We start from the raw sequence: 22,755 nt of genomic DNA on the forward strand, positions 1-22,755 counted from the left end.
TGAACTGTTATGACCATATTATTAGTACTGTTTTTTCTTATTCTTCCCTTAATCATTTCCTATTTAACTCAACGGTACCGCGTTCTCAATAAAATCGGTGCAGTGCTTATCTGCTATGCCATTGGTATGTTGCTGGGGCATACGCCCATGTTCAACGAATCCACGTATGCGCTTCAGGACAATATTGCATCCGGAGCCATTCTGCTGGCGCTACCCATTCTTTTGTTTGACGCCAATCCAAGGCACTGGAAAGCAACAGCAGGCGTGACCCTGAAATCCATGATCATTGCTGTATTGGCGTTGATGTTGGTAGTAGGAGTAGGACACGCCATGTTCGGATCAAAAATTACAGAGGGCTGGAAAATAGGTGCAATGCTCATTGGGGTTTATACAGGAGGAACACCGAATCTGGCTTCCATCAAAACCGGACTTGATGTATCAAACGATGTATATATCGGAGTGCACACCATGGATACAATCCTGAGTGCCATCTACCTTTTATTCCTGATGACCATTGGGAAAGTCTGGTTCAGAAAAGTACTGAAACACTATCCTGATGCACAGACTACGGATCTTACAACGGAACAAAAACCCAAAACGCTGAAAGAATGGTTTGTAACATTTGATTATAAATATGCGGCTCTGGGACTTCTTATCAGCATCGGTATTGCAGGTGTAAGTGCTTTTACCGGCCTTAGTTTGCACGAAAAATACCAGATGATCGTAATCATTCTAATGATTACCACACTGGCGATTGCCATATCGATGTTTAATTTTGCATCCAGCCTTAAAAAAGCTTTTCCTGCAGGTATGTACTTCATTTATGTATTCAGTCTGGCCATTGCCACCCGGGCTAATTTTTATGAGATTGCACACCTCAGCAGCACCATCTTCTACTATGTAGCCTTTGTAATATTCTCTACCTTTGTGTTGCATTTTATTTTTTCAAAGGTATTCGGGGTAGATGCCGACACCATGATGATCACCTCCACAGCGCTCATCTGTTCTCCACCATTTGTACCCGTTATTGCAGGAACACTCAACAATAAAAACCTGCTCATACCGGGAATAACGGTTGGGGTTATTGGTTATGCTGTAGGAAATTATCTGGGATTTTTATTCGCTTATATATTACATTAGAATGAGAATACTTTATTCATTGGGAATCGCTTTATTCAGGTTTTTCCTTGTCCTGCTTTCACCATTCAATCCAAAACTGAACGGAATGATTGATGGCAGAAAAAACTGGAAAGATAAACTTACTGCCGATATTGATCCGAAAGTTCAATACATCTGGTTTCATTGCAGCTCACTGGGTGAATTCGAACAGGGACGCCCTTTGATTGAAGCGTATAAGCTATCGCATCCCGGTAAAAAAATTGTGCTTACCTTCTTCTCTCCATCCGGATATGAAATCAGAAAAAACTATCCCGGAGCTGATCTGATTTTATATCTGCCGTTTGATACCAAATCCAATGTGAATTTCTTTCTAGATACAATTAAACCAGAGAAAGCGATTTTTGTAAAATACGATTACTGGTTCTGGTTTCTGACCGGACTGAAAAAAAGAGCTGTTCCCACATATCTTGTTTCAGCCATTTTCAGGGAGAACCAGTTGTTTTTTAAGCGGTACGGAGGCTGGTATCGTAACATGCTAAAACAGTTTACAACAATCTTCGTACAAACCGATGATTCCGTTAAGTTACTTGAATCCATCGAAACAGAAAATGTAATTAAAGCCGGAGATACAAGGTTTGACCGGGTCACATCACTTCCCAAATCGCAATTTAGCGATCCTCTGCTGGAAACTTTTGCAAAAGATTCCAAAGTGGTGGTTTGCGGCAGCACCTGGCCCCCCGATGAAGAACTGATATCACAATACATCAGAGAAGAAGTAAAAGACAGATATGTTAAGTTCATTATTGCCCCGCATGAGATTCATGATAAGCATATTCAGCAGATACAGGAAAGGCTGGAAGGCGTTCCGGTTTGCCGTTACACAGATCCGGGAAAAGTAAACGTTTCAGAATCCCGGGTCATGATAGTGGATACCATCGGTAAGTTATCCTACATCTACCGGTACGGCGTTCTGTCGTATATTGGCGGCGGCTTTGGTGTTGGAATCCATAATACACTTGAGGCAGCCGTCTATGACCTGCCGGTTATTTTTGGTCCGAACTACCTGAAATTTAATGAGGCCTGCGATCTGATTAATCTTAATGCTGCGTTTTCCATAGCCAATTACAATGACCTGAAACTGAAACTGGATCAATTACTACATGATCCTGAACGATGCAAAAAGACAGGAAAAGTTGCCGGAAACTATGTCAGAGAAAATGCCGGTGCAACACAAACAATTCTAAATCGTATTAAATAATAGTTTATTTCAAGTTATATCAATGCAGTTATAACATGTCTTAAAAAGCAGTTTAGAGATCAAACTTGACTATCGGTAGTATTTTCCTAAATTTGTAAAAAAGATAAGCGATGAATATTCAGGCTGAGAAATTAGAATTAATGCGGATGATTCTTGAAACAGATAACCCCAAAATACTAGCATCCATAAAGAAGATATTCAAAAAGCAATCGAATGACTTTTGGGAAACAATTCCTAAATCGCAGAAAGATGAAATTTTTGAAGGCATCAAGCAAATTGAAAATGGAGAAATTATAGACTATGATGATTTTATGAATAATCACAAAAATGAATCGTAGCATAAAACTTTCAAAACTTGCTTCACTAAAACTAACTAAGTTACTTGATTACCTTGAAATTAACTGGTCTGATAAGGTAAAGAATGACTTTATTAAAAAACTCGATAAAGCACTTGATAGTATTAACCAACATCCTGATTCATTTGAAAAAACCAAATTTGTTAGTGGTCTGCATAAATGCATTGTTACCAAACAAACAACTATTTATTACAAGTATGACGACAAGTATATATATGTAGTAACTTTATTCGACAACAGGCAAAATCCTGATAAACTCAAAAAGGAATTAAAATAAATAAACTTTTATTTTCCGTGCCCTAACTATACAAAACAAGCTTAAAAGTCGACTTTCACTAATATTATCAATAAAGCAGATATCAACTACAGTAAAATATTTTGTTTAATTATTTCTCATTTTAATTAAACATTCTTATATTTGCATAAGAATGTCGAAGACTTATACCATAAAAGATATTGAGGCCTTAACCGATATTAAGGCACATACCATACGTATATGGGAACAGAGGTATAAAATTGTACATCCTGACAGAACAGAGGGTAACTCGCGTAGATATTCAGATGAACAGCTGAAAAAAATAATGAATATCGCGTTTCTTAATAAGCGCGGAACAAAAATTTCCCGTATTTCCAGAATGAGTACGACGGAAATAGCTGAAAAAGTCAGGAACTTCAACAAACCGGATTCTTCTGACATTGACACCATTGACCAGATAATTGGTGCAGTTCTTGATCAGGATGACATGTTACTGGAAGTTTTATTCAATCGATCCGTTTCAGCAATGGGGATGGAAGAAACCATTAACCTGATCATACGTCCGGTAATGAAACAGATTGGGGTACTGTGGCAAACCGGCACCATTGACACCACACAGGAACATTTTCTGTCGAACTTTGTACGGCAGAAAATCATAACCGCTATTGATGGCCTTCCTGCACCAACTAAAAAGCATACATTTATTCTTTTTTTACCCGATGAGGAACTTCATGAACTCGGTCTGTTATTCTACAACTACATTCTCAGGAACATGGGATATAAAGTTATCTATCTTGGACAGTCTGTTCCCCTGGAAGATCTGAAAATATACCACCATATCCGCGATTTTGATCTTCTGCTTACGACTAAAACCTCTTACATCCTTGAAGAGGAACTTCAGAAAATTGTAGATGATATTAGTCAGACTTTTAATAAAAAAATATTGCTTATTTCGGGATTACAATTTGAAAACAAACAAATAAAGTTTCCTCCTAACACGAAATTTTTCAGGAGTGCAAACGAACTAAAGGGGTTAATCAAACATTTACAGTAAAATCCAATTTACAACGAAAACCAAAGCCTCCCGAAAGGAGGCTTTATTTTTTTAATACTATTACACCTGTTGCATTGTCCGCTAAAGATTATGAATGATATGTCCCTCTTTGAAAAAGAGGGTGGTCCTGACCGAAGCGTCAGGATCGGGAGATTTAAAAGAGAGATGTGTATGCCCCTGACACAAATCCTCCGTCCGATAAATCGGGATACCTCCTTTTCCTTGTTACCTCATACACGCTTATCTGGCTTAAAAATTCAGTTTGATCCTTAGTTTCCTAATTCCGAGAGGAATTTTATCCTGATCATGCGAATATCCTCCTCTGAATATTCGTCTTCACCCAACTCATCCAACGCAGCCTGAATATCATCCGATTCTGCATCTTCCTTAAAGTAAAGAAATGCATCTTCCACATGATCTTCATCCATGACTTCCTCTATGTAATAGTTTATATCCAGTTTAGTGCCGGAATAAACGATTGACTCAATTTCTGCAAGCAGGTCTGCCATTTCCAATCCTTTGGCGTCTGCTATCTCATCCAGCGGAAGTTTTCTGTCGATGTTTTGTATGATGTAAACTTTCAGCTTGCTTTTGTTGGCCACGCTTTTTACCACAAGATCGCTGGGACGTTCTATTTCGTTCTCCTCTACATGCCGCTTAATCAGTTCCACAAACTCCTTTCCGTAACGTCTGGCTTTACCGGCACCAACTCCAGGCATATTCTGCAATTCTTCTATGCTGATGGGATAATTGGTTGACATGGCTTCCAGAGAAGGATCCTGGAAAATAACAAAGGGCGGCAGCTGTTGTTTCTTGGATATCTGCTTTCTGAGATCCTTCAGCATTGAAAACAGCACAGGGTCAACCGATGAAGTACCTGCACCACGCATACCCGGCTCATCGTCATCATCGCTATATTCGTGATCCTCAACTATTTTAAATTCATATGGGTTCTGTAAGTACTCTCTCCCTTTCGGCGTAACCTTTAGCACGCCGTAGTTTTCAATTTCCTTATCAAGAATACCTTCTATAAGTGCCTGACGAATCGTTGCCGCGAATAACTTTGGTTCGGTGTCACCTGCAGAACCATAAATATCCAGTTTATGGTGTTTAAATGATTTTACAGCTGCATCGTCTTTCCCTACCAGTACATTGATGACATGCTCTGCCTTGTACCTTTCGTTCAGTTTAATAATGGCATTGATGACCTGAATCAGATAGCCCTGACCATCAATCTGTTTTTTCGGATTGATACAGTTATCGCAGGTATGACAGTTTTCCTCTTCATATTTTTCACCAAAATAGTGCAAAAGAACTTTTCTGCGGCAAAGCGATGATTCAGCAAATGCAGACGTCTCAAGTAGTAACTGCTTCCCAATTTCCTGTTCAGCCACAGGCTTACCCTGCATGAACTTCTCCAGTTTCTGAATATCCTTGTAACTGTAAAATGTAATACACTGCCCTTCACCACCATCACGGCCTGCTCGACCTGTCTCCTGGTAATAACCTTCCAGACTTTTTGGAATATCATTATGAATCACAAAACGTACATCGGGCTTGTCAATTCCCATTCCAAATGCAATGGTAGCAACAATCACATCCACTTCCTCCATCAGGAAAGCATCCTGATTAGCGGAACGTGTGGCAGGATCAATGCCTGCATGATAAGGAAGTGCCTTAATGCCGTTTACCTGCAATGTTTCAGCAAGCTGCTCCACTTTCTTACGGCTCAGACAATATATAATTCCTGATTTACCTTCGTTGTTCTTTATGAATTTAATGATCTCCTTCTCGGTATTAACCTTAGGCCGTATTTCGTAGTACAGGTTTGGACGATTGAATGATGATTTAAAGACCTTCGCATCCAGCATTCCCAGATTCTTTTGAATATCGTGCTGAACCTTAGGTGTAGCTGTTGCCGTTAATGCAATGAGCGGTGCCGTACCAATTTCGTTTATAATTGGCCTGATCCGGCGGTATTCAGGTCTGAAATCGTGCCCCCATTCAGAAATACAGTGAGCCTCATCAATGGCGTAAAACGAAACGGTCACATTTTTCAGAAATGAGATATTATCTTCTTTCGTTAACGATTCCGGAGCTACATACACCATTTTGGTTTTGCCCGACAATATATCTGATTTAACCTGTTCGAGGGCGGAACGGGAAAGTGAGGAATTCATGAAGTGAGCCACACCATCTTCAGAGCTGAAATTACGCATGGCATCAACCTGGTTCTTCATTAAGGCAATTAAAGGAGATATAATAACAGCCGTACCTTCCATCATCAATGCCGGTAGCTGATAGCATAACGACTTTCCTCCACCGGTTGGCATCAACACAAATGTATCGTTCTTGTCAAGTACATTGTGAATAATCTGTTCCTGGTTGCCTTTAAATGTAGAAAAACCAAAATGAGTTTTTAAAGCAGTATAGAGGTCTCTATTTTCACTCATTCCAAAAATTTAATTAAAGCTTTAAAACAAAGTTAAAAAAACTATGGTTATATGCAAGTTTTCAAGATATTAATCGTCTTATAAATAATACCTTACATTAAGCCACTTTCAGCCTGTTTTTATTGAGATTGCCAAGCATCTTTCGGGCAAGTGCAACAGTTACTTTAAGTGTTTTCTGAGGTTTGGAAGGAATCTCAAACATAGCGTCCATCATAATCGTTTCAGCGATGGAACGCAGCCCCCTGGCTCCCAGTTTAAACTCAATAGCCTTATCAACAATATAATCCAGAGCAGCTTCTTCGAAAATGAGTTTTACTCCATCCATCTCGAACAACTTGGCATATTGCTTGGTAATGGCATTTCTGGGTTCGGTTAATATTTGTCGTAAGGCATCTCGATCCAAAGGATCAAGATAGGTGAGCACCGGTAAACGGCCAATTATTTCAGGGATCAGCCCGTATGACTTTACATCCTGGGGCGCAATGTACTGCAACAGATTACTTCTATCTACTGTTTCATTCCCCTTTGCAGCAGCATATCCAATTGCCTTGGTATTTAAGCGGTTTCCTATGTGCCGGTCAATACCATCAAACGCACCGCCACATACAAAGAGTATGTTCTTTGTATTAACGGGTATCATTTTCTGATCCGGATGTTTTCTTCCGCCTTGCGGTGGTACGTTCACAACAGAACCTTCCAGCAGTTTCAGCAATCCCTGCTGTACACCTTCACCACTTACATCCCTGGTAATAGAAGGATTATCACTCTTGCGGGCAATTTTATCAATCTCATCAATAAATACGATACCCTTTTCTGCAGCTGCTACGTTATAATCCGAGGCCTGCAAAAGCCGTGTAAGTATACTTTCAATATCTTCGCCCACATATCCTGCCTCGGTAAGAACAGTTGCATCCACAATGGTAAACGGAACTTTAAGCAGTTTGGCAATAGATCTGGCCAAAAGCGTTTTTCCGGTTCCCGTGGGTCCGACCATTAGTATATTGGATTTTTCAATCTCCACTTCGTTGTGCTCAGATTGCATAATTCGTTTATAATGATTATACACAGCAACAGATATATATTTTTTTGCTGCTTCCTGCCCGATCACATAACCATCAAGAAAACCTTTAATTTCAGCAGGTTTTGGCAGGTCCTCTCTGTGAAGATCAAAATCGCCTCCCGAGTTTACCTCTTCTTTTATTATATCGTAAGCCTGTGTGATGCAAAAATCACAGATATGTCCGTCGACTCCTGCGATCAACAGATTTACATCTTTCTTCGGTCTCCCGCAAAAAGAACACTTCTCTACTGCCATAATCTAATTTTCCTGTTTATTACTTCTTATCCTTTAAACGAAATAAAACTTCGTCAATCATTCCATATTCCTTCGCTTCCTGAGATGTCATCCAGTAATCGCGATCGGAGTCTTTCTCAATCTTTTCGTATGGATTTTTAGAGTGATCAGCTATGATCTGGTACAACTCTTTTTTAAGCTTTAGTATTTCGCGGGCGGTAATCTCAATGTCTGATGCCTGCCCCTGTGCTCCTCCCATTGGCTGGTGGATCATGATCCTGGAATGCTTGAGGGCAGAACGCTTGCCATCTGATCCTGCTGTAAGTAAGACTGCTCCCATGGAAGCTGCCATCCCGGTACATATGGTTGCTACATCCGGTCCGATAAACTGCATGGTATCGTAAATGCCTAATCCTGCGTATACCGATCCTCCCGGAGTATTCAGATAAATTGAAATATCACGTGTGGAATCAGTAGAATCCAAATATAATAACTGTGCCTGAACCACATTGGCGACATATTCGTCTATTGGCAGGCCAAGAAAAATAATCCTGTCCATCATTAAACGTGAGAATACATCCATAGATGCCACGTTCAATTGTCTCTCTTCAATAATTGTGGGAGAGATATAACTACTGGTAACATCTGAATATTGGTCGAACGCCAGTCCATTCATTCCAAGATGGCGGGTAGCAAATTTTCTGAAATCGTTGTTTTTATCCATTTTTTATCTTTTTTCCGAAACTCAAAGTTAACTATCTTTTCTCAGAAAAATAAAGGGTGCTCTTATTTAGAACACCCTTTAAGATTAATTTGCATTTAAATGCTGTGTTTTTATTTTACAAGTTCGTTAAAAGCATCGAGAGAGATCTCCTCCACATCCAGCTTAACCAACTCTTTTACCTTATCGAGTATTTTGTTTTCAAATGCCCTTTCGCTGATATTTCGGCTCTGATCCTCATTCTTAAGGATCTCTTTGGCATAATTTTCAAGATGCTCATCCGGAACATTGGTCATGCCGTATTGTGCAAACTGTGACTGAGCTACCTTCTTAGCGTAAGTCATGACATCAGCTTCTTCCAGTTTAATTTCATTGGCTTTAGCGATAGACCCTTTCACCATATTCCAGCGCAGATCATCAAGGAACATCGGAAATTCTTTCTCCAACTGCTCATCGGTAAGTTCTTTATTCGTGGCCACGACCCATCTTTTCAGAAAAGCTTCCGGTAATTCTACGTCCTTTACCTTTTCCACCAGCTTGTCTTTGGCATCCAACAGGAATTTGTAATCACTGTTACTTACCAGATTTTCCTTTATCTCGTCAGCAATACGCTTGCGCATATCTTCTTCAGTGGTCACCTCATCTTCAGGATAGATCTGTTTGAAAAGTTCTTCATTAATTTCTGCCTGCTCAAAATGAGAGATCTCATTAACGGTAAAACTGAAATCGCTATTCAGATCAGCAACTTCTTCCTTTTTGATGTTGAGTAAAGAACTGACTTCTGTATCGTTCTCAAAAGCCGTTTTAGGATTGAATTTGATCGTTTTTCCTTTAACCTTACCCAGAAATTCCTTTTTCAGCTCCTCAACAACTACTCTTTCTGGTGAAAGCACCACGCTTTTGCCCTCTATGCCTCCTTCGAGAGGATTACCTGCATCATCAAGCTGAACCAGATCACCTTTCAGCAGATCCTTTTCTTCTGCTTCTTCCACGTCAACCTGTTTGCCAAAACGTGAACGGTAATAGTCAACCTGTTTATTGATCAGTTCATCGTCAACCTTAATATCGTAGTATTTCAGTTTTTCTCTTTTTGTAAGTGATATTTCCACAGCAGGAGAAATACCGATATCAAATTTGAACTCAAAAGTATCCTGATTGTCAAAATCAATAGTTTCCTGATCTTCACTTGGCAACGGATCGCCCAATACCTGAAAATCAGCTTCTGACAAGTATTTGTTCAGCTCGTCAGACATAAGCTTGTTGACTTCGTCGAACAAAACTGCCTTACCATACATCTTTTGAATAAGCGATGCAGGCACTTTACCCGGTCTGAAACCCGGCACATTGGCTTTTTTGCGATAGTCTTTTAATACACGGTTTACGTTCTCCTCGTAATCAGATTTTTCGACGTTGAGTGTGATCACTGCATTAACGTCATTGATGTCTTGTTTTGTGATATTCATCAGATGATAGTTATTATAAACAACCGTAATGTAAAAAAACCGCCTGATAACCATACAGGTAAGGCGATTTTTTCATGTGCGGACGAAGGGACTCGAACCCCCACACCTCGCGGTACTAGATCCTAAGTCTAGCGCGTCTACCAATTTCGCCACGTCCGCAAATTTTCGGAGTGCAAAGATAGATTTTCTTTGCTGAAATATGCAAATTTTACTGCACTTATTTTTCGAAATTATTCCGGATTCAAACCGGTGTATCTGACTGCTAACCAAAAAACTGACCGCTGATAGTCATATAAATAAACAGACCCACAATGTCGTTCATGGTCGTTATAAACGGCCCGGTAGCCAATGCCGGGTCAATTTTCAGCTTGTGCAGTGTTAACGGAACGATTGTTCCGGAAAGTGATGCAAAGATAATAACAGAAAATAATGAGATACTGACTGTCAGTGCAAAATCAATTCCTTCATTAAAAAAGAAATTGTAACTGAATATAAGCGATGAAAGAATAATGGCGTTGATAAGAGCCACAGATAACTCCTTGAACAACTTTAAAAAGGTGCGGTCGAAAATATTTACACCTGCGGCAATATCTTTAACAATAATAGCTGAAGATTGTATGCCTACGTTACCTCCCATAGCCGCAATCAATGGTATAAAAAATGCCAGGCGATGATCAAGATGAAGATTCCCTTCGAACAGACTAATTACAAGTGCACTACACACCCCTCCGAATAGTCCTATCAACAGCCATGGAATTCTTGCCTTGGTCAGTCGTATTACTTTATCCGATGCTTCCACATCCTGAGAGATACCCGATGCCATCTGATAGTCCTTATCTGCTTCTTCGCGGATCACATCCACCACGTCATCTACCGTAATCCGGCCAACCAACCGGCCAATACTATCCACAACAGGCAGGGCCACAAGGTCGTAACGTTCTATAATCTGGGCGACCTCTTCACTTGGGGTATCGGTCTTTACGCTTATCGGATCCTTCTTCATCACATGCCTGACCTTTGAAACAGAAGGGCTGAGCAACATTTTTTTCAGGGGTAATACACCGGTGAGTACATTGGCGTCGTTTACCACATAAATGTAGTATACCTCGTCCACCTCTATCGCCTGTTTCCGCATCTCCTTCAAACTGGTGGGCATACTCCACTCCTCGTTGACCGCAATCAACTCCTTAGCCATCAAACCACCTGCAGTATCCTCATCATAGTTCAGCAGATCCACAATATCACCGGCCTGTTCCAAATCGTCGATATGTGAAAGGATCTCTTCCTGCCTGTCCTCTTCCATCTCGCCGATAATGTCAGCAGCATCATCGGAATCCATATTGTCGATAAACTGCTTGGCGATCACCTCACTTGGCAGAACCTTCAGGAATTTCTGGCGATCGTCATCGGTCAGTTCAATCAGTACGTCGGCAGCCTTTTCTCCATCAAGCAACAGGTAAAGAAATTTGGCTTCTTCAATATTCAGTTCATCATAGATATCTGCAATATCAGCCGCATGCAACGACTCCATCATCTGAAGCGCCTGTTGTTCGTCGCCCGCCTCAATAATCTCTTTCAGTTTATCAATGTATTCCCTGTTTAATTCCATGCTTATTCCTTTTTAAGCCTGTTTTTCGACCTCGGTCGTTAAAAATACAAAATCATTTACAGTTAATTGCTCGGGGCGAAGATTAAAAATTTCATTTTCTGTTATCCGGTTATCCGGTTTAAAGAATGACTTTAAGGAATTTCGCAAAGTTTTTCTACGTTGATTAAAGGCTGCTTTTACAACTTTCACAAATAATTCTTCTGAACATTCCAGTGCTTTTACATCATTCCGGGTCAACCGTATAACGGCTGATTTAACCTTGGGAGGCGGCGTAAAAACCCCTTCGTTTACCGTAAACAAATATTCAATATCGTAATATGCCTGAAGCAGCACACTCAGAATTCCATAATCCTTATTTCCCGGACCTGAGGCAATCCTTCTGGCTACTTCCCGTTGCAACATACATACCACTTCGGGCACGCTGTCTTTTGCCTCAAGCACCTTAAACATAATCTGTGATGAAATATTATAAGGGAAGTTTCCAATAATAGCATAAGGTTTTTCGAACAGTGTAGAAATATCCAGTTTTAAAAAGTCATCGCTTATGATGTTTCCCTGCAGATCCGGATAATTTTCTGACAGGTACCGTACCGACTCACTATCGATCTCTACAACTTTCAGGATACGTTTACCCGCAAGGAACTGCGTTAAGACACCCATGCCCGGACCTATTTCCAGCACCGGAACATCGGCTGTTGAGTTCAGACTTTTAACAATGCGTTCTGCAATGCTGATATCATTTAAAAAATGCTGACCCAAATGCTTTTTTGCCCGGACTTTCTGCATTATCAGTTATTCGATTAGGACGATTAATAAGAATTCTTAATTTTGTGGCGTGGTGTACCTTGGCAAAGGTATACAGATTATTAACTAAAGCTGTATAATTTTGAAAAAAAGACTACTGAATGCACTTAAATTCATCATATTTCTGGGAATAGGTGCCGGTCTTCTGTGGCTCTACTACCGCGATGCCAACAAGGAACAAATGTTGGCAATTATAAAAAACGAGTTTAAAGTTGGGTGGATTATTGTTTCATTGCTTCTGGGGCTAATAAGTCATATCAGCAGAACCATCAGGTGGAAACTACTCATTGAGCCAACCGGATCGAGCCCGAAACTTAAAAACACCTTTTTAGCTGTAATGATAGGATACTTTGCCAATCTTGGGCTTCCCAGAATGGGAGAAATTGCACGTTGCGGTGTGCTCAGCAAATACGAAAAAATTTCATTTTCCACACTCGTGGGAACCGTCATGTTTGAACGTGCTATAGATATGATCATCCTACTGATTATTACGCTGATTGCAGTTGTTTCACAACATTCTGTGTTTATCCGGTATCTTGATGCACATCCCGCAGTAAAGGAAGCAATTTCGGGATTTGTATCTTCTCCATGGCTATGGGTATCCATTGCGGGTGTAATTCTTGCATTTGTAGCAGCACATTTTTTCCTTAAAAAATCGAAAGGTTATACCCGGATCAAACAGATTATGCAGCAAATATGGGAAGGTCTCAGCTCTATAAAAAAGATGGAAAAAAGAGGGTTATTCATCTTCCATTCCATTTTTATCTGGGTATGCTACTACCTGATGAACTATGTATGCTTCTTTGCTTTTGATTTTACATCGTCGTTTGGTCCGATGGTCGGATTATTCGTATTTGTGATGGGAAGCTATGGAATGGTTGCTCCGGTACAGGGCGGTTTTGGTCCGTGGCATGCGCTCACCATTTCAGCACTGGTTCTTTTTGGCGTGAAAGAAACACCTGCCGAAACATTTGCCCTGGTTGTTCACTCTTCTATGACCCTTATGATTATCATTGTAGGGTTTATTTCAGTCATTGTACTTCCACTGGTGAACAATAAAAAGACAAAGGATATTGCAACGGCTTAAAACCAGCAGCTATTTAAAAATCTTTATCGCTATTCTTGCCTGGTCGTTTCTTGGCTGTAAAATGGCGAGCTTTCAGCACTGGGGCCACTTAAATCTATTTGACAAAACTATCACCCAAAGCACAATGCTTATACTGGTGGTTCTCCTTATGCCCCTGAATGTAATACTGGAAGCATGGCACTGGAAGTTTTCTGTTTCAGGGATCAAAAAAATAAACCTTCATTCTTCTCTTAAAATGGTTTTAGGCAGTATGATACCTGCCATGATAACGCCTCTGAAAATTGGAGAATGGCCTGGCAGAGCGAGCTTTTTTCCTTTGGAACACAGAGGTGAAACAACCATTGCCGCTGCTTTGGCCGGCATCGTTAAAACCATAACACTCAGCCTCTGGGGAACCTTATCCCTTCTGCTCATTTTGTTATATCATGAAAATCGGTTCGGTTATATTTTACAGGTTTCAGGAATCACAATTGTGCTACTTTTACTTTTTGTACTTTTCATTTCAGGCAAAACCCTCAGACGGTTTATAAACCGTAAATTTCTTGGCAGGTTTAATAAAGGAAAGGAAAGTCTGGATTGGCTGAATTCAGGTTTTACTGTTAAAAGCATTGCCATTGCCAGCTTAAGGACGTCCGTGTTTTATATTCAGTTTGGTTTAATGGTCCTGTTTTTTATTCCTTACACTAACCTTTCTGAAATCATCTTTTACATTCCGGTTTATTTCATGATCCTGACTTTTCTTCCGGCGTTCTCCATAGCTGATCCGGCCCTGAGAGGTTCTGTGGCAATTGTATTATTTTCAGGACTGGTGGAGAATGTTCCGTTGATTGGAATAGCGGGTGTTATGCTTTGGTTTATAAATAACTTACTTCCAATGATCAGCGGTTCAGTGATCTGGTTCAGGAAACCTGAGTTTTCTTATCAAGTTGTTCGTAAACGGAATTCTTACTGATAAATTCAGGAACAATTTTTTTCATCGATTTCACGATATCCATTGTACTACCCTTCTCTGTAACATCATAAAGTTTATGTAAATCACCTTTTGCTTCTTCAAACAAGTACTCCCGAACTTTGGCTATCATAATTCTTGAATGATAAGTTGGAAGGGTATTTTCACTTACATTGAGCAGTTCCTCAAAAAGTTTTTCACCGGGTCTCAAACCGGTATATTCAATTTCGATATCCCTTCCCAATACCAATCCTGACAACTTGATCATCTTTTTAGCCAGCTCTGCAATTTTGATGGATTCACCCATATCAAAGATAAAGATCTCACCACCCTTTCCCATTGCTCCGGCTTCGAGCACCAACTGACATGCCTCGGGAATCGTCATAAAAAAGCGTGTTATTTCAGGGTGAGTTACGGTTACCGGGCCTCCATTTTCTATCTGCCTTCTGAACCTTGGAATAACAGATCCATTCGATCCCAGAACGTTTCCAAAACGAGTGGTGATATAACGTGTTTTACTGAGCTTGTTCAACGACTGTATGTAAATTTCGGCAATCCGTTTGGATGCTCCCATTACATTGGTTGGGTTCACGGCTTTATCCGTTGAGATCATCACAAACCGGTCAACGCCGAATTCATTTGCAAGATCAGCCAGTATCTGAGATCCAAGTACATTATTATGCACAGCTTCTACCGGATGAAATTCCATCATCGGGACATGCTTATACGCCGCCGCATGATATACCACATTGGGTTTGTATTTGGCAAAAATCTTGCGCATCATGGGTTCACGGGTAATATTCCCAATGACAACTTCAAATTTTTTAAACCTTAGTTGTTCCTCCAGTTCAAGCTGAATATCATATAACGGAGTTTCTGCCTGGTCAACCAGAATAATTTTTTCAGGATTGAACCGGGTCAGTTGCCGAACCATTTCACTACCTATGGATCCTGCAGCGCCTGTCACCAAAATGCACTTCCCTTTAACCTGCTCCGAAATATTGGATTCATCCAGTTTTATCGGATCCCGTTCCAACAAATCCTCAATTCTTATTTTTCTGATTTGATTGTAACTGAGCTCTCCCTTGGCCCAGTCACTGGCTTTTGGAACCGTAAGTGTTTTAATATTAAGTGAAAGTGCTTTTTCTATCAGTTCCTTTTTCAGGTGTTTGTCAATGGTATCGTCAGCAAATAAAAGCGTATTAATGTCGTATTCTTCAGCAATAGATTCAAAACTGGAATGATGAAAAATCTCAACCCCGTCAATTTTCTTTCCTACATTCCGGCGATTATGGTCAATAAAAGCTACAATGTTGGCAGCCCCACCCAACTCGCGTTCATAGGTCTGTTTTACAATAACACCTGTCTGCCCGGCACCAAATATCACTACATCCTGATGCCGTTCCTCACTTGCCATAAGTTTCCAGTATACACCTTTAACCATGACCCTTGTTGAGATCATCAAGAAGGCAACCAGTAAAAAGTCAATCAGAATTACTGAAAAGGGAAATAGAAATTTTCCTCCGAATACTCCGTTGGAAAGAACGTTTATAAAAAGGATTGAGGCCGAGCCGATCAGCAGTACAAGCAGAATACGCTCGGTATCGCGGAATGTGGCATATCTGACTATGCCCGCATAAATTTTTGAAATAACAAAGCTGATGGCCCTAATCCCTGTTACAACGAGGATTCCATACAACATATATGAATCCTGCTGATCCGGAATCTGAAAATTATAGCGCAGCAAGTATGCAAATGTAATTGCAAAAACACTTAAAAAAACATCAAAAACAAATACAATCCATCGTGGTGTATTTGTTTCTGAAAGGTTCATATTACCGGGTAAAACCATCATTTCCTTTTAGTGAAACAGCGCTACAAAAGTAATATTAATCCGGTTAAACAGGTTATTCTTTAACTTTTTCACCAGATTTTACCTTTTCTCCAAAGCAAACACCCATTCTGCGCCCCTGCTCCACAAGCGGATCATCGTGTTGAACCAAATGAAGTTTGCCTGCGACTTCACTCAATGGCACAGAAGTAATTTTACCGTCTATAAGAGCAACCATCTGTCCAAATTTCTTTTTATGAATCAATTCAGCAGCATGCCCTCCGAATTCGGTTGACAGAATCCTGTCATATGGTGTGGGGGATCCTCCTCTTTGAATATAACCCAACACGGTTTCCCTTGTTTCCAAATGTGCTTTATCTGTAATCTGTTTTGCAATATACCGTCCGGCTGGTTTACCATTTGGAGTTTTAATACCTTCAGCCACGACCACAATTGAGTATGGCTTCCCCTTTCTGGAACGTTCTTTCAACGTTTTACAAACGGTATTTATATCGTACTGTATTTCCGGCAAAAGAATAACATCACCTCCTCCTGCCATTCCTGAATGCAAAGCTAACCATCCGGCATGGTGCCCCATAATCTCGATTACCATAACTCTTTTATGTGAATTGGCGGTAGTGTGTAGCCTGTCAATTGCATCTGTAGCTATATTAACGGCAGAATCAAAACCAAATGTAACATCGGTTCCCCAAATATCATTATCAATTGTTTTAGGAATTCCAATCACGTTTAATCCTTCTTCGGCCAAAAGGCTGGCGGTTTTTTGAGTTCCGTTACCTCCGATGCAGACCAGACAATCCAGACCCAGCTTTTCATAGTTCTGCTTGATTACCTGAGGCTTATCTGCAACAATGTCATCTTCCATCTTCTTAAAAGGTTTTTCCCTGGAGGTTCCCAGAATAGTACCTCCAAGTGTCAGAATACCTGACAATTGCTTCTCGGTAAGTTCAACATAATCATGGTATAATAATCCACTGAAACCATTTGAGATTCCGATAACTTCCATGCCATATTCTACAATGGCAGTCTTTCCAACACCCCTTATGGTGGCATTAATTCCGGGACAATCACCACCTGCAGATAAGATTCCTATCCTCATAACTTATTATTTTAACAACACAAATTAACAAATAATGATTTATCTTCAAAACTAATTATTATGGTTTTTTGTGAAACCTTATTTAATTAAATTGCACTAATTTAGTTCTGCATGCAACGGTTTTGAGTATATCAACCTCTTTTGACTGAATTAATCGAATGAAGGAACCTGGTGACAAAGAGAAATACCTTATTGAAGGGGCATTAAAAAACGACAGGAAAGCTCAGTATGAACTATTCATGTCGTACAAAGATGCCATGTATTCTATTTTGTACCGGTTTTTAGGAAACGCTCAGGACGCTGAGGATGCTCTGCAGGAGGGATTTATTAAAGTCTTTACAAAGATTGAAAGCTTCAGTGCAAAATCAACACTCGGAGCCTGGATGAAAACGATCTTTATCCGTACAGCTTTGGAAAAAGTACGAAAGCGCGTATATGTATCTGACATAGAGGAAGCTTATTCGTACGAACCTTTTCATCCTGATGATGAACTGACAGGCGAAATGCTTGAAAATGCCATTCTTTCACTGGATGAAGGTTACCGTACAATCTTCCTGCTGGTGGAGGTTGAAGGCTATAAGCATAAAGAAGTTGCCGAAATGCTGAACATCAGTGAAGGGACAAGCAAGTCTCAGCTATCGAGGGCAAAAAAAAAATTACAAACAACGCTTAACGATTTGAATAACATTGAAAGGTTATAACAACATAAAAGATAAACTGTCGCAACTGCCAACTCATTCTGTGGATGAAAAGTTGTGGGAAAGCATTGAAGAAAAACTGCCACGTGCAATTTCTTTCGATAAACTGCCTGAACACAAAGCACCGGAAAATATATGGAATAACATTACTGAGGCTCTACCTCAAAGAAAGACCCGCAGGTTAGTGCCTTACTGGGCGGCTGCTGCTTCCGTAATTGTTCTTTTTTCACTAACATTGTTATTAAGAACAGGATCGCAAAATGAGCAGATTCTGGTTGCTGAAGAAATCATAACTGAAGATGTAATACCGGAACAGGCTCCGGAAATGAACAAGGAAATAACCATCTATTGTGATCAGTATCCATCCGTTTGCAGTTCAGACAAATTTGCAAAGCTTAAAAAACAACTGGATGAACTGAAAGCACAGAAAAGTGAATTGAATACATTGAAATCATACGATTCTGATCCTCAGATTGATGTTTACATTGAACACATCAATCTGGAACTGTCAACCATTCAACGCAAATTAATAGCTATGTTCTAAATGAGATCTGTTGTTACTGCCATATTATTTGTAATTGTATTTGCTGCATCAGCACAGGAAACCCGTGTTTTGATAACTGAGGACAGTTCGTTGCAAACCAGTGAATACGACCGGCTTTTCAACCTGCTATCGAGCGACAAGACTCAAATTAACAGTTTATTTAAACTGAATGCGGTAGATTGGGGACAATTGAGCCCTTCTTTCGTTTATGAACAACGTATCTATAAGAGTTTTACTGTTGAACCGGGAGTAAGAGTCGATGGGTTTGGTGTATCACAACAAAATGGATTAAAGTACATGGTCACCCCGGAGGTACGATTAAAATACTACCATAATTTCAGGTTCAGGGAACTTCGCGGTAAAAATACCAACGGATTTTCCGGAAACTATTTTATGGCAGGCGTTGCATTTCCTTTTGGTGATACACCATCTTTGCTGGAATCGCAATTGAACCGGCAGTATTTTTATGAATATGACCTGAGCGAACTTCCGGTTAACGAGATCCAGGCATTAGGACTATTGCAACTTGGGTATGGCGTTCAGCGAAGGTTTCTGGATATCGGCTATTTTGACATGTCGTTTGGCGTAAACATGCAGATATACCACGATTTGATCCCCAAAAACAAATTGCTGCCTTTTATTAAAATTGGTATTGGCTTCGGGATCACACCTAAAAAAGCAAAAGAACTGACAGAGTGAGATTAAAATTATACATAGCGCTTATTTTGGGCATTTTCATGCTTTCGGTTCAGGCCCAGACAAAGGTTAAGGTCCTGACCCGGATTATTGAAAAGAGCTATACTTACTCCGATGAATTTTTGCTGGAAATTGATGCTGAAAAGGCTGATATCACAATAGAAACTATTTCCGGCAATACGGTTGAACTTCAACTGAAACAGATTGTAAAAAATTCAAGTCAGGAAATTGCGGAAGATCATTTGAAAGCTCAGAAATTTGTGGAGAACAGCACAAAAGAGCGGCTGTTCCTTAAAAACTACATTCTTTTTAACGACGCCAATGATAAATCAGGATCGATATTTAAAAATGAATACATTCTAAAGGTTCCGGAGTGGTGTCACGTCAAAATAAAAAATCAACTCGGAAATATTGTTTTAAAAAAATTAGACAAAGGCATCATGCTTGATCTTGAGTATGCCAAAGCAGAACTTGATGATTGTACATCGCAACTTAACGCAAACATATCGCTTGGTGAGCTTACTGTTATCAAAGGCACGATTACAGGAAGCATCAATACACGAAACACACGCATCAAACTGCAATCGGTAAGCGGGGATATATCAGGAACCACAACCCTTGGTAATATTTCGCTATTTTTGAACGGGAATCCTTTGGTAACAGATCTGCAAACCAACTATTGCGAAACAACAATTATTAATAAATCGGAAGGAAGCTACTCCTTTGATCTTGAAACAAAAGGAGGAAAAATTAACAGTATAGAACATGAAGCTAAAAAAACCGATCTGGGCGAAAAGCTTTTGATCGCACCTGAAACTGATGGTGTTTTACCTCAGATTAAAATTACAGCAACGGACAACGACATTAATTTGTATTAAAATGAAGCAATTAATTTATTATATAAACCTTCTTGCAGTACTCGGTTTTATCTCATGTGCGCAAAGTGATCCCGGAGAAGCAATGTATTTCATGGATGGAATTCCAACAGACAACGAAATGGTATTTGACCAGTATGTGTCAGTAACACCGGAAGGAAATGTGCCATCAGGAGATACCTTATGGCTGAATCTGACTATTAACAACGAACTATTCACAGATAAAATATCAGGACAGGGTGTATATATTCCGCTGGATCAGGCCAAATTTACCTGCCAGTTCAAGATCACAGATCTGATTGAAACCACCTCGCCTGCCTATAACATGATCATTAATTCGGGGCAGCTTGTATCGAAAAAAGGCGACCTGATAACTGTATCATTCGGCTATCCGGACAAGCTTCCGGAACTCCAAATCGGATTGCAGTTTCCGGATATCGGTAAATATTCCATCAATTTTATTAATTATCCGAATCCTGATAATGAGGAACAGCTTCGTAATCCATGTACAGACAACTGCGAAAATTATTGGTATGATCTGAACTTCTATTTAAATAGTGATAAGAGTTTCGAATACCAGGCATTTGTTGAATATCATTTTAACATCACTGACAATGTCAATTCATATGACAACAAAGATTTTTCAAACGCCAGTATTTACGATGATGCGGTATATACATTTATAGTTAAATAAATATGGTAAAAAGGTTACTCTACATAGTAATACTGTTTACAGTTTTGATTCCGGTGCAGGCACAACTTATATATAAACCTGTTAAGCTTGATATTGGGATGGCATTTGGGGAACTGACCGGTCCGCATGCCGGGTTCATTACGCCTTATGCAGAACTCAAACTGAACATGACCAACAGAATTACCATTGGAGGCCGATATGAATACGTCTACTTTTCTCAAAAAGATCAGTCCATTATAAATTCAACATCTGCTAATGGCCTTTACTGGAGAAATATTGAAAGTGATGGTTTTATATCATCCGTTACAGGAACATGTGATTATTATTTTAACACCCATAAATTAAGACCATTTGCCGGAGTGGGGCTTGGTTTATATTATGCATCACTAAACGAACAGAATGTATTTATTAACAACGACGAAACACTGCTTTTGCCTGGTGCCATGCTCCGCGTGGGTTTCAGTGTGGAGCATATTCGTTTTGGTATAGAATACAACCTGATCCCAAATGATGTAACTAAACTCGATTATCTTTCTTTCAAACTTGGTTTTGAAATAGGAGGAGGGAAAAAAGTATTTATTAAACCGTAATATTTAAAATATGAGAAAGTATGTTTTACTGCTCGTAGTCGTAACTACGTTATGGGGATTCTCTGCGGATAATTTATCGAATTACAGTGACTATTCCCCGGTATTAATGGAACGCTCCAACCTGGAAAAATCGATCCATTCAGTTGATCCGGTAACAATGGAAAATCCGGGAAAGATCTACATCAAGGATTCCCTGCTTTTCATCGTGGAGAAATTTAAAGGTGTGCATGTCATTAACGATTACAACCCTTCAAGTCCGGTTAACCTGACCTTCATTACTATTCCGGGCGTTGTTGATATAGCCGTTAAAGGCAACATTCTGTTTGCTGATAATGCTGTGGATCTGGTCTCAGTAAATATTTCCGATCTGAATAACGTGCAGGAAGTAAAACGGGTCATAAATGTATTCCCTGAACTGTATCATCCTGAACTGAGGTATATTCCGGATCAGTTCAGGAAAGGACACCGCCCTGCTAATACCATAATTGTTAACTGGATAAAACGTGAGTCATGAAAAAGCAACTATACATCATAAGCATAGTATCGATAATAATTTTCGGTTCATGCGAAAACAGTGATATAAACTTTACCTACAGCGATTCTGGATATAGTACTGATGGCGGAACCGGAACCGGTGGAAGCATGGCACGATTCACCATTATTGGTGATCAACTTTATACGGTTGACGGATACAGCCTCAAAACATTTGATATCTCAGCTGAAGGTACCATAACTCAGAAATCGAACTGGCAGCTTGACTGGGGAGGAGGCATCGAAACAATTTTCCCGTATCATAACAAAATTTTCCTTGGAACCACAACAGGTATGCATATCATCGATGTGTCCAATCCGGATCAGCCACAATACCTGTCGAAATACGAACATGTGGTAAGCTGTGATCCCGTGGTTGTAAATGGCAATTATGCCTATGTAACCCTGAGTTCAGGAAGTAACTGGTGCAACAGGTCTGTAAACCAACTCCAGGTGATTGACGTCAGCAACATCTATAATCCTAAGCAGGTAAGAACCTACAACATGAGTAATCCTAAAGGTCTGGGCACGGACGACGGACTGCTTTTTGTTTGTGATAACGGACTGAAAGTGTTTAAAATGAATACCGCTACAGATCTGGTCCATATCAATACGTTTACGGATATCAACGGGGCTTACGATGTAATTCCTTATGAAGGCCTGCTCATACTGATCAGTGCTGATGGACTAAGGCAATATTCATACGAAAACGAAAGCCTTGTTTTAATAAGTTCAATACTCATCAACTAAAAC

Annotated in this window: 23 protein-coding genes and 1 tRNA gene; 15 read left to right on the forward strand and 9 right to left on the reverse strand. The window is 39.9% G+C overall.

Annotation, left to right across the window (positions count from 1 at the left end; all coding sequences use genetic code 11):
- Positions 1–9: 9 nt before the first annotated feature.
- From ACE01N_RS11165 to ACE01N_RS11185, 5 genes are all read left to right on the forward strand, one after another.
- Positions 10–1,140, forward strand: coding sequence for a DUF819 family protein (locus ACE01N_RS11165; RefSeq protein ID WP_380588584.1), 1,131 nt, complete (start codon positions 10–12; stop codon positions 1,138–1,140).
- A 1-nt stretch (position 1,141) separates the two neighbouring features.
- Positions 1,142–2,377 (forward strand): 3-deoxy-D-manno-octulosonic acid transferase, encoded by a 1,236-nt coding sequence (locus ACE01N_RS11170; RefSeq protein ID WP_380588587.1) that lies wholly within the window; start codon positions 1,142–1,144, stop codon positions 2,375–2,377.
- A gap of 110 nt (positions 2,378–2,487) precedes the next feature.
- Positions 2,488–2,715 (forward strand): hypothetical protein, encoded by a 228-nt coding sequence (locus ACE01N_RS11175; protein ID WP_380588590.1) that lies wholly within the window; start codon positions 2,488–2,490, stop codon positions 2,713–2,715.
- A complete protein-coding gene (locus ACE01N_RS11180) occupies positions 2,705–3,010 on the forward strand; it encodes a type II toxin-antitoxin system RelE/ParE family toxin (protein WP_380588593.1) in 306 nt (101 codons plus the stop codon). Before ACE01N_RS11175 ends, ACE01N_RS11180 begins: the two co-directional genes overlap by 11 nt.
- A gap of 151 nt (positions 3,011–3,161) precedes the next feature.
- Positions 3,162–4,043, forward strand: a complete 882-nt coding sequence (locus ACE01N_RS11185) for a MerR family transcriptional regulator (RefSeq protein WP_380588596.1) — start codon at positions 3,162–3,164, stop codon at positions 4,041–4,043.
- Between the two features lie 269 nt (positions 4,044–4,312).
- Here the strand turns inward: ACE01N_RS11185 and recQ are convergent, their stop codons facing one another.
- The 7 genes from recQ to rsmA all read right to left on the reverse strand — a co-directional run bounded on the left by recQ (position 4,313) and on the right by rsmA (position 12,369).
- Positions 4,313–6,496, reverse strand: a complete 2,184-nt coding sequence (recQ, locus tag ACE01N_RS11190) for a DNA helicase RecQ (protein ID WP_380588599.1) — start codon at positions 6,494–6,496, stop codon at positions 4,313–4,315.
- Positions 6,497–6,593: 97 nt separating this feature from the next.
- Positions 6,594–7,811, reverse strand: a complete 1,218-nt coding sequence (clpX, locus tag ACE01N_RS11195; protein WP_375730110.1) for an ATP-dependent Clp protease ATP-binding subunit ClpX — start codon at positions 7,809–7,811, stop codon at positions 6,594–6,596.
- A gap of 19 nt (positions 7,812–7,830) precedes the next feature.
- On the reverse strand, positions 7,831–8,514 hold the full coding sequence (gene clpP / locus ACE01N_RS11200; protein ID WP_375730111.1) for an ATP-dependent Clp endopeptidase proteolytic subunit ClpP: 684 nt from the start codon (positions 8,512–8,514) through the stop codon (positions 7,831–7,833).
- 110 nt (positions 8,515–8,624) lie between these two features.
- The gene (tig, locus tag ACE01N_RS11205; protein ID WP_380588604.1) at positions 8,625–9,974 is read right to left on the reverse strand and encodes a trigger factor; all 1,350 of its coding nucleotides are present in this window, start codon (positions 9,972–9,974) and stop codon (positions 8,625–8,627) included.
- A 77-nt stretch (positions 9,975–10,051) separates the two neighbouring features.
- A tRNA-Leu gene (locus tag ACE01N_RS11210) sits at positions 10,052–10,133 on the reverse strand.
- Positions 10,134–10,236: 103 nt separating this feature from the next.
- On the reverse strand, positions 10,237–11,583 hold the full coding sequence (gene mgtE / locus ACE01N_RS11215) for a magnesium transporter (protein WP_375730113.1): 1,347 nt from the start codon (positions 11,581–11,583) through the stop codon (positions 10,237–10,239).
- Positions 11,584–11,595: 12 nt separating this feature from the next.
- The gene (rsmA, locus tag ACE01N_RS11220; RefSeq protein ID WP_380588608.1) at positions 11,596–12,369 is read right to left on the reverse strand and encodes a 16S rRNA (adenine(1518)-N(6)/adenine(1519)-N(6))-dimethyltransferase RsmA; all 774 of its coding nucleotides are present in this window, start codon (positions 12,367–12,369) and stop codon (positions 11,596–11,598) included.
- A 100-nt stretch (positions 12,370–12,469) separates the two neighbouring features.
- On the opposite strand from rsmA, the gene ACE01N_RS11225 reads away from it, so the two are divergent.
- Positions 12,470–13,474, forward strand: a complete 1,005-nt coding sequence (locus tag ACE01N_RS11225) for a lysylphosphatidylglycerol synthase transmembrane domain-containing protein (protein WP_380588611.1) — start codon at positions 12,470–12,472, stop codon at positions 13,472–13,474.
- Positions 13,461–14,426 (forward strand): hypothetical protein, encoded by a 966-nt coding sequence (locus ACE01N_RS11230; RefSeq protein ID WP_380588614.1) that lies wholly within the window; start codon positions 13,461–13,463, stop codon positions 14,424–14,426. Before ACE01N_RS11225 ends, ACE01N_RS11230 begins: the two co-directional genes overlap by 14 nt.
- On the opposite strand, the gene ACE01N_RS11235 is transcribed toward ACE01N_RS11230, so the two are convergent.
- Together ACE01N_RS11235 and ACE01N_RS11240 are read right to left on the reverse strand one after the other, a co-directional pair.
- Positions 14,374–16,278, reverse strand: coding sequence for a polysaccharide biosynthesis protein (locus ACE01N_RS11235; RefSeq protein WP_380588616.1), 1,905 nt, complete (start codon positions 16,276–16,278; stop codon positions 14,374–14,376). The two genes, ACE01N_RS11230 and ACE01N_RS11235, sit on opposite strands and share 53 nt — an antisense overlap.
- A gap of 52 nt (positions 16,279–16,330) precedes the next feature.
- The gene (locus ACE01N_RS11240) at positions 16,331–17,374 is read right to left on the reverse strand and encodes a 6-phosphofructokinase (protein WP_380588619.1); all 1,044 of its coding nucleotides are present in this window, start codon (positions 17,372–17,374) and stop codon (positions 16,331–16,333) included.
- A 158-nt stretch (positions 17,375–17,532) separates the two neighbouring features.
- On the opposite strand from ACE01N_RS11240, the gene ACE01N_RS11245 reads away from it, so the two are divergent.
- The 8 genes from ACE01N_RS11245 to ACE01N_RS11280 are packed head-to-tail and all read left to right on the forward strand — an operon-like array spanning position 17,533 to position 22,752.
- Entirely contained in the window at positions 17,533–18,075 is a 543-nt protein-coding gene (locus ACE01N_RS11245; protein ID WP_375730119.1) for an RNA polymerase sigma factor, read from the forward strand.
- The gene (locus ACE01N_RS11250) at positions 18,062–18,616 is read left to right on the forward strand and encodes a hypothetical protein (RefSeq protein ID WP_380588624.1); all 555 of its coding nucleotides are present in this window, start codon (positions 18,062–18,064) and stop codon (positions 18,614–18,616) included. The genes ACE01N_RS11245 and ACE01N_RS11250 overlap by 14 nt, the downstream gene beginning before the upstream one ends.
- On the forward strand, positions 18,617–19,315 hold the full coding sequence (locus tag ACE01N_RS11255) for a hypothetical protein (RefSeq protein WP_380588627.1): 699 nt from the start codon (positions 18,617–18,619) through the stop codon (positions 19,313–19,315). It abuts the gene before it with no gap.
- Entirely contained in the window at positions 19,312–20,190 is an 879-nt protein-coding gene (locus tag ACE01N_RS11260) for a DUF4097 family beta strand repeat-containing protein (RefSeq protein WP_380588630.1), read from the forward strand. The genes ACE01N_RS11255 and ACE01N_RS11260 overlap by 4 nt, the downstream gene beginning before the upstream one ends.
- 1 nt (position 20,191) lies before the next feature.
- Positions 20,192–20,881, forward strand: coding sequence for a hypothetical protein (locus ACE01N_RS11265; protein ID WP_380588633.1), 690 nt, complete (start codon positions 20,192–20,194; stop codon positions 20,879–20,881).
- A gap of 2 nt (positions 20,882–20,883) precedes the next feature.
- On the forward strand, positions 20,884–21,471 hold the full coding sequence (locus ACE01N_RS11270; protein WP_380588636.1) for a hypothetical protein: 588 nt from the start codon (positions 20,884–20,886) through the stop codon (positions 21,469–21,471).
- 10 nt (positions 21,472–21,481) lie between these two features.
- Entirely contained in the window at positions 21,482–21,985 is a 504-nt protein-coding gene (locus ACE01N_RS11275) for an LVIVD repeat-containing protein (RefSeq protein ID WP_380588639.1), read from the forward strand.
- Positions 21,982–22,752: an LVIVD repeat-containing protein gene (locus tag ACE01N_RS11280; RefSeq protein WP_380588642.1), complete on the forward strand. Its 771-nt coding sequence runs from the start codon at positions 21,982–21,984 to the stop codon at positions 22,750–22,752. Before ACE01N_RS11275 ends, ACE01N_RS11280 begins: the two co-directional genes overlap by 4 nt.
- Positions 22,753–22,755 lie beyond the last annotated feature (3 nt).

This window comes from Quyinboa ferrireducens, assembly GCF_042436675.1.
Lineage (GTDB): Bacteria > Bacteroidota > Bacteroidia > Bacteroidales > UBA5342 > JBHJHP01.

Bases quoted from the DNA above. Each gene is read 5' to 3' on its own strand.
- ACE01N_RS11165 (WP_380588584.1), top strand. From the start codon at position 10: ATGACCATATTATTAGTACTGTTTTTTCTTATTCTTCCCTTAATCATT.
- ACE01N_RS11170 (WP_380588587.1), top strand. From the start codon at position 1,142: ATGAGAATACTTTATTCATTGGGAATCGCTTTATTCAGGTTTTTCCTT.
- ACE01N_RS11175 (WP_380588590.1), top strand. From the start codon at position 2,488: ATGAATATTCAGGCTGAGAAATTAGAATTAATGCGGATGATTCTTGAA.
- ACE01N_RS11180 (WP_380588593.1), top strand. From the start codon at position 2,705: ATGAATCGTAGCATAAAACTTTCAAAACTTGCTTCACTAAAACTAACT.
- ACE01N_RS11185 (WP_380588596.1), top strand. From the start codon at position 3,162: ATGTCGAAGACTTATACCATAAAAGATATTGAGGCCTTAACCGATATT.
- recQ (WP_380588599.1), bottom strand. From the start codon at position 6,496: ATGAGTGAAAATAGAGACCTCTATACTGCTTTAAAAACTCATTTTGGT.
- clpX (WP_375730110.1), bottom strand. From the start codon at position 7,811: ATGGCAGTAGAGAAGTGTTCTTTTTGCGGGAGACCGAAGAAAGATGTA.
- clpP (WP_375730111.1), bottom strand. From the start codon at position 8,514: ATGGATAAAAACAACGATTTCAGAAAATTTGCTACCCGCCATCTTGGA.
- tig (WP_380588604.1), bottom strand. From the start codon at position 9,974: ATGAATATCACAAAACAAGACATCAATGACGTTAATGCAGTGATCACA.
- mgtE (WP_375730113.1), bottom strand. From the start codon at position 11,583: ATGGAATTAAACAGGGAATACATTGATAAACTGAAAGAGATTATTGAG.
- rsmA (WP_380588608.1), bottom strand. From the start codon at position 12,369: ATGCAGAAAGTCCGGGCAAAAAAGCATTTGGGTCAGCATTTTTTAAAT.
- ACE01N_RS11235 (WP_380588616.1), bottom strand. From the start codon at position 16,278: ATGATGGTTTTACCCGGTAATATGAACCTTTCAGAAACAAATACACCA.
- ACE01N_RS11240 (WP_380588619.1), bottom strand. From the start codon at position 17,374: ATGAGGATAGGAATCTTATCTGCAGGTGGTGATTGTCCCGGAATTAAT.
- ACE01N_RS11245 (WP_375730119.1), top strand. From the start codon at position 17,533: ATGAAGGAACCTGGTGACAAAGAGAAATACCTTATTGAAGGGGCATTA.
- ACE01N_RS11255 (WP_380588627.1), top strand. From the start codon at position 18,617: ATGAGATCTGTTGTTACTGCCATATTATTTGTAATTGTATTTGCTGCA.
- ACE01N_RS11265 (WP_380588633.1), top strand. From the start codon at position 20,192: ATGAAGCAATTAATTTATTATATAAACCTTCTTGCAGTACTCGGTTTT.
- ACE01N_RS11270 (WP_380588636.1), top strand. From the start codon at position 20,884: ATGGTAAAAAGGTTACTCTACATAGTAATACTGTTTACAGTTTTGATT.
- ACE01N_RS11275 (WP_380588639.1), top strand. From the start codon at position 21,482: ATGAGAAAGTATGTTTTACTGCTCGTAGTCGTAACTACGTTATGGGGA.
- ACE01N_RS11280 (WP_380588642.1), top strand. From the start codon at position 21,982: ATGAAAAAGCAACTATACATCATAAGCATAGTATCGATAATAATTTTC.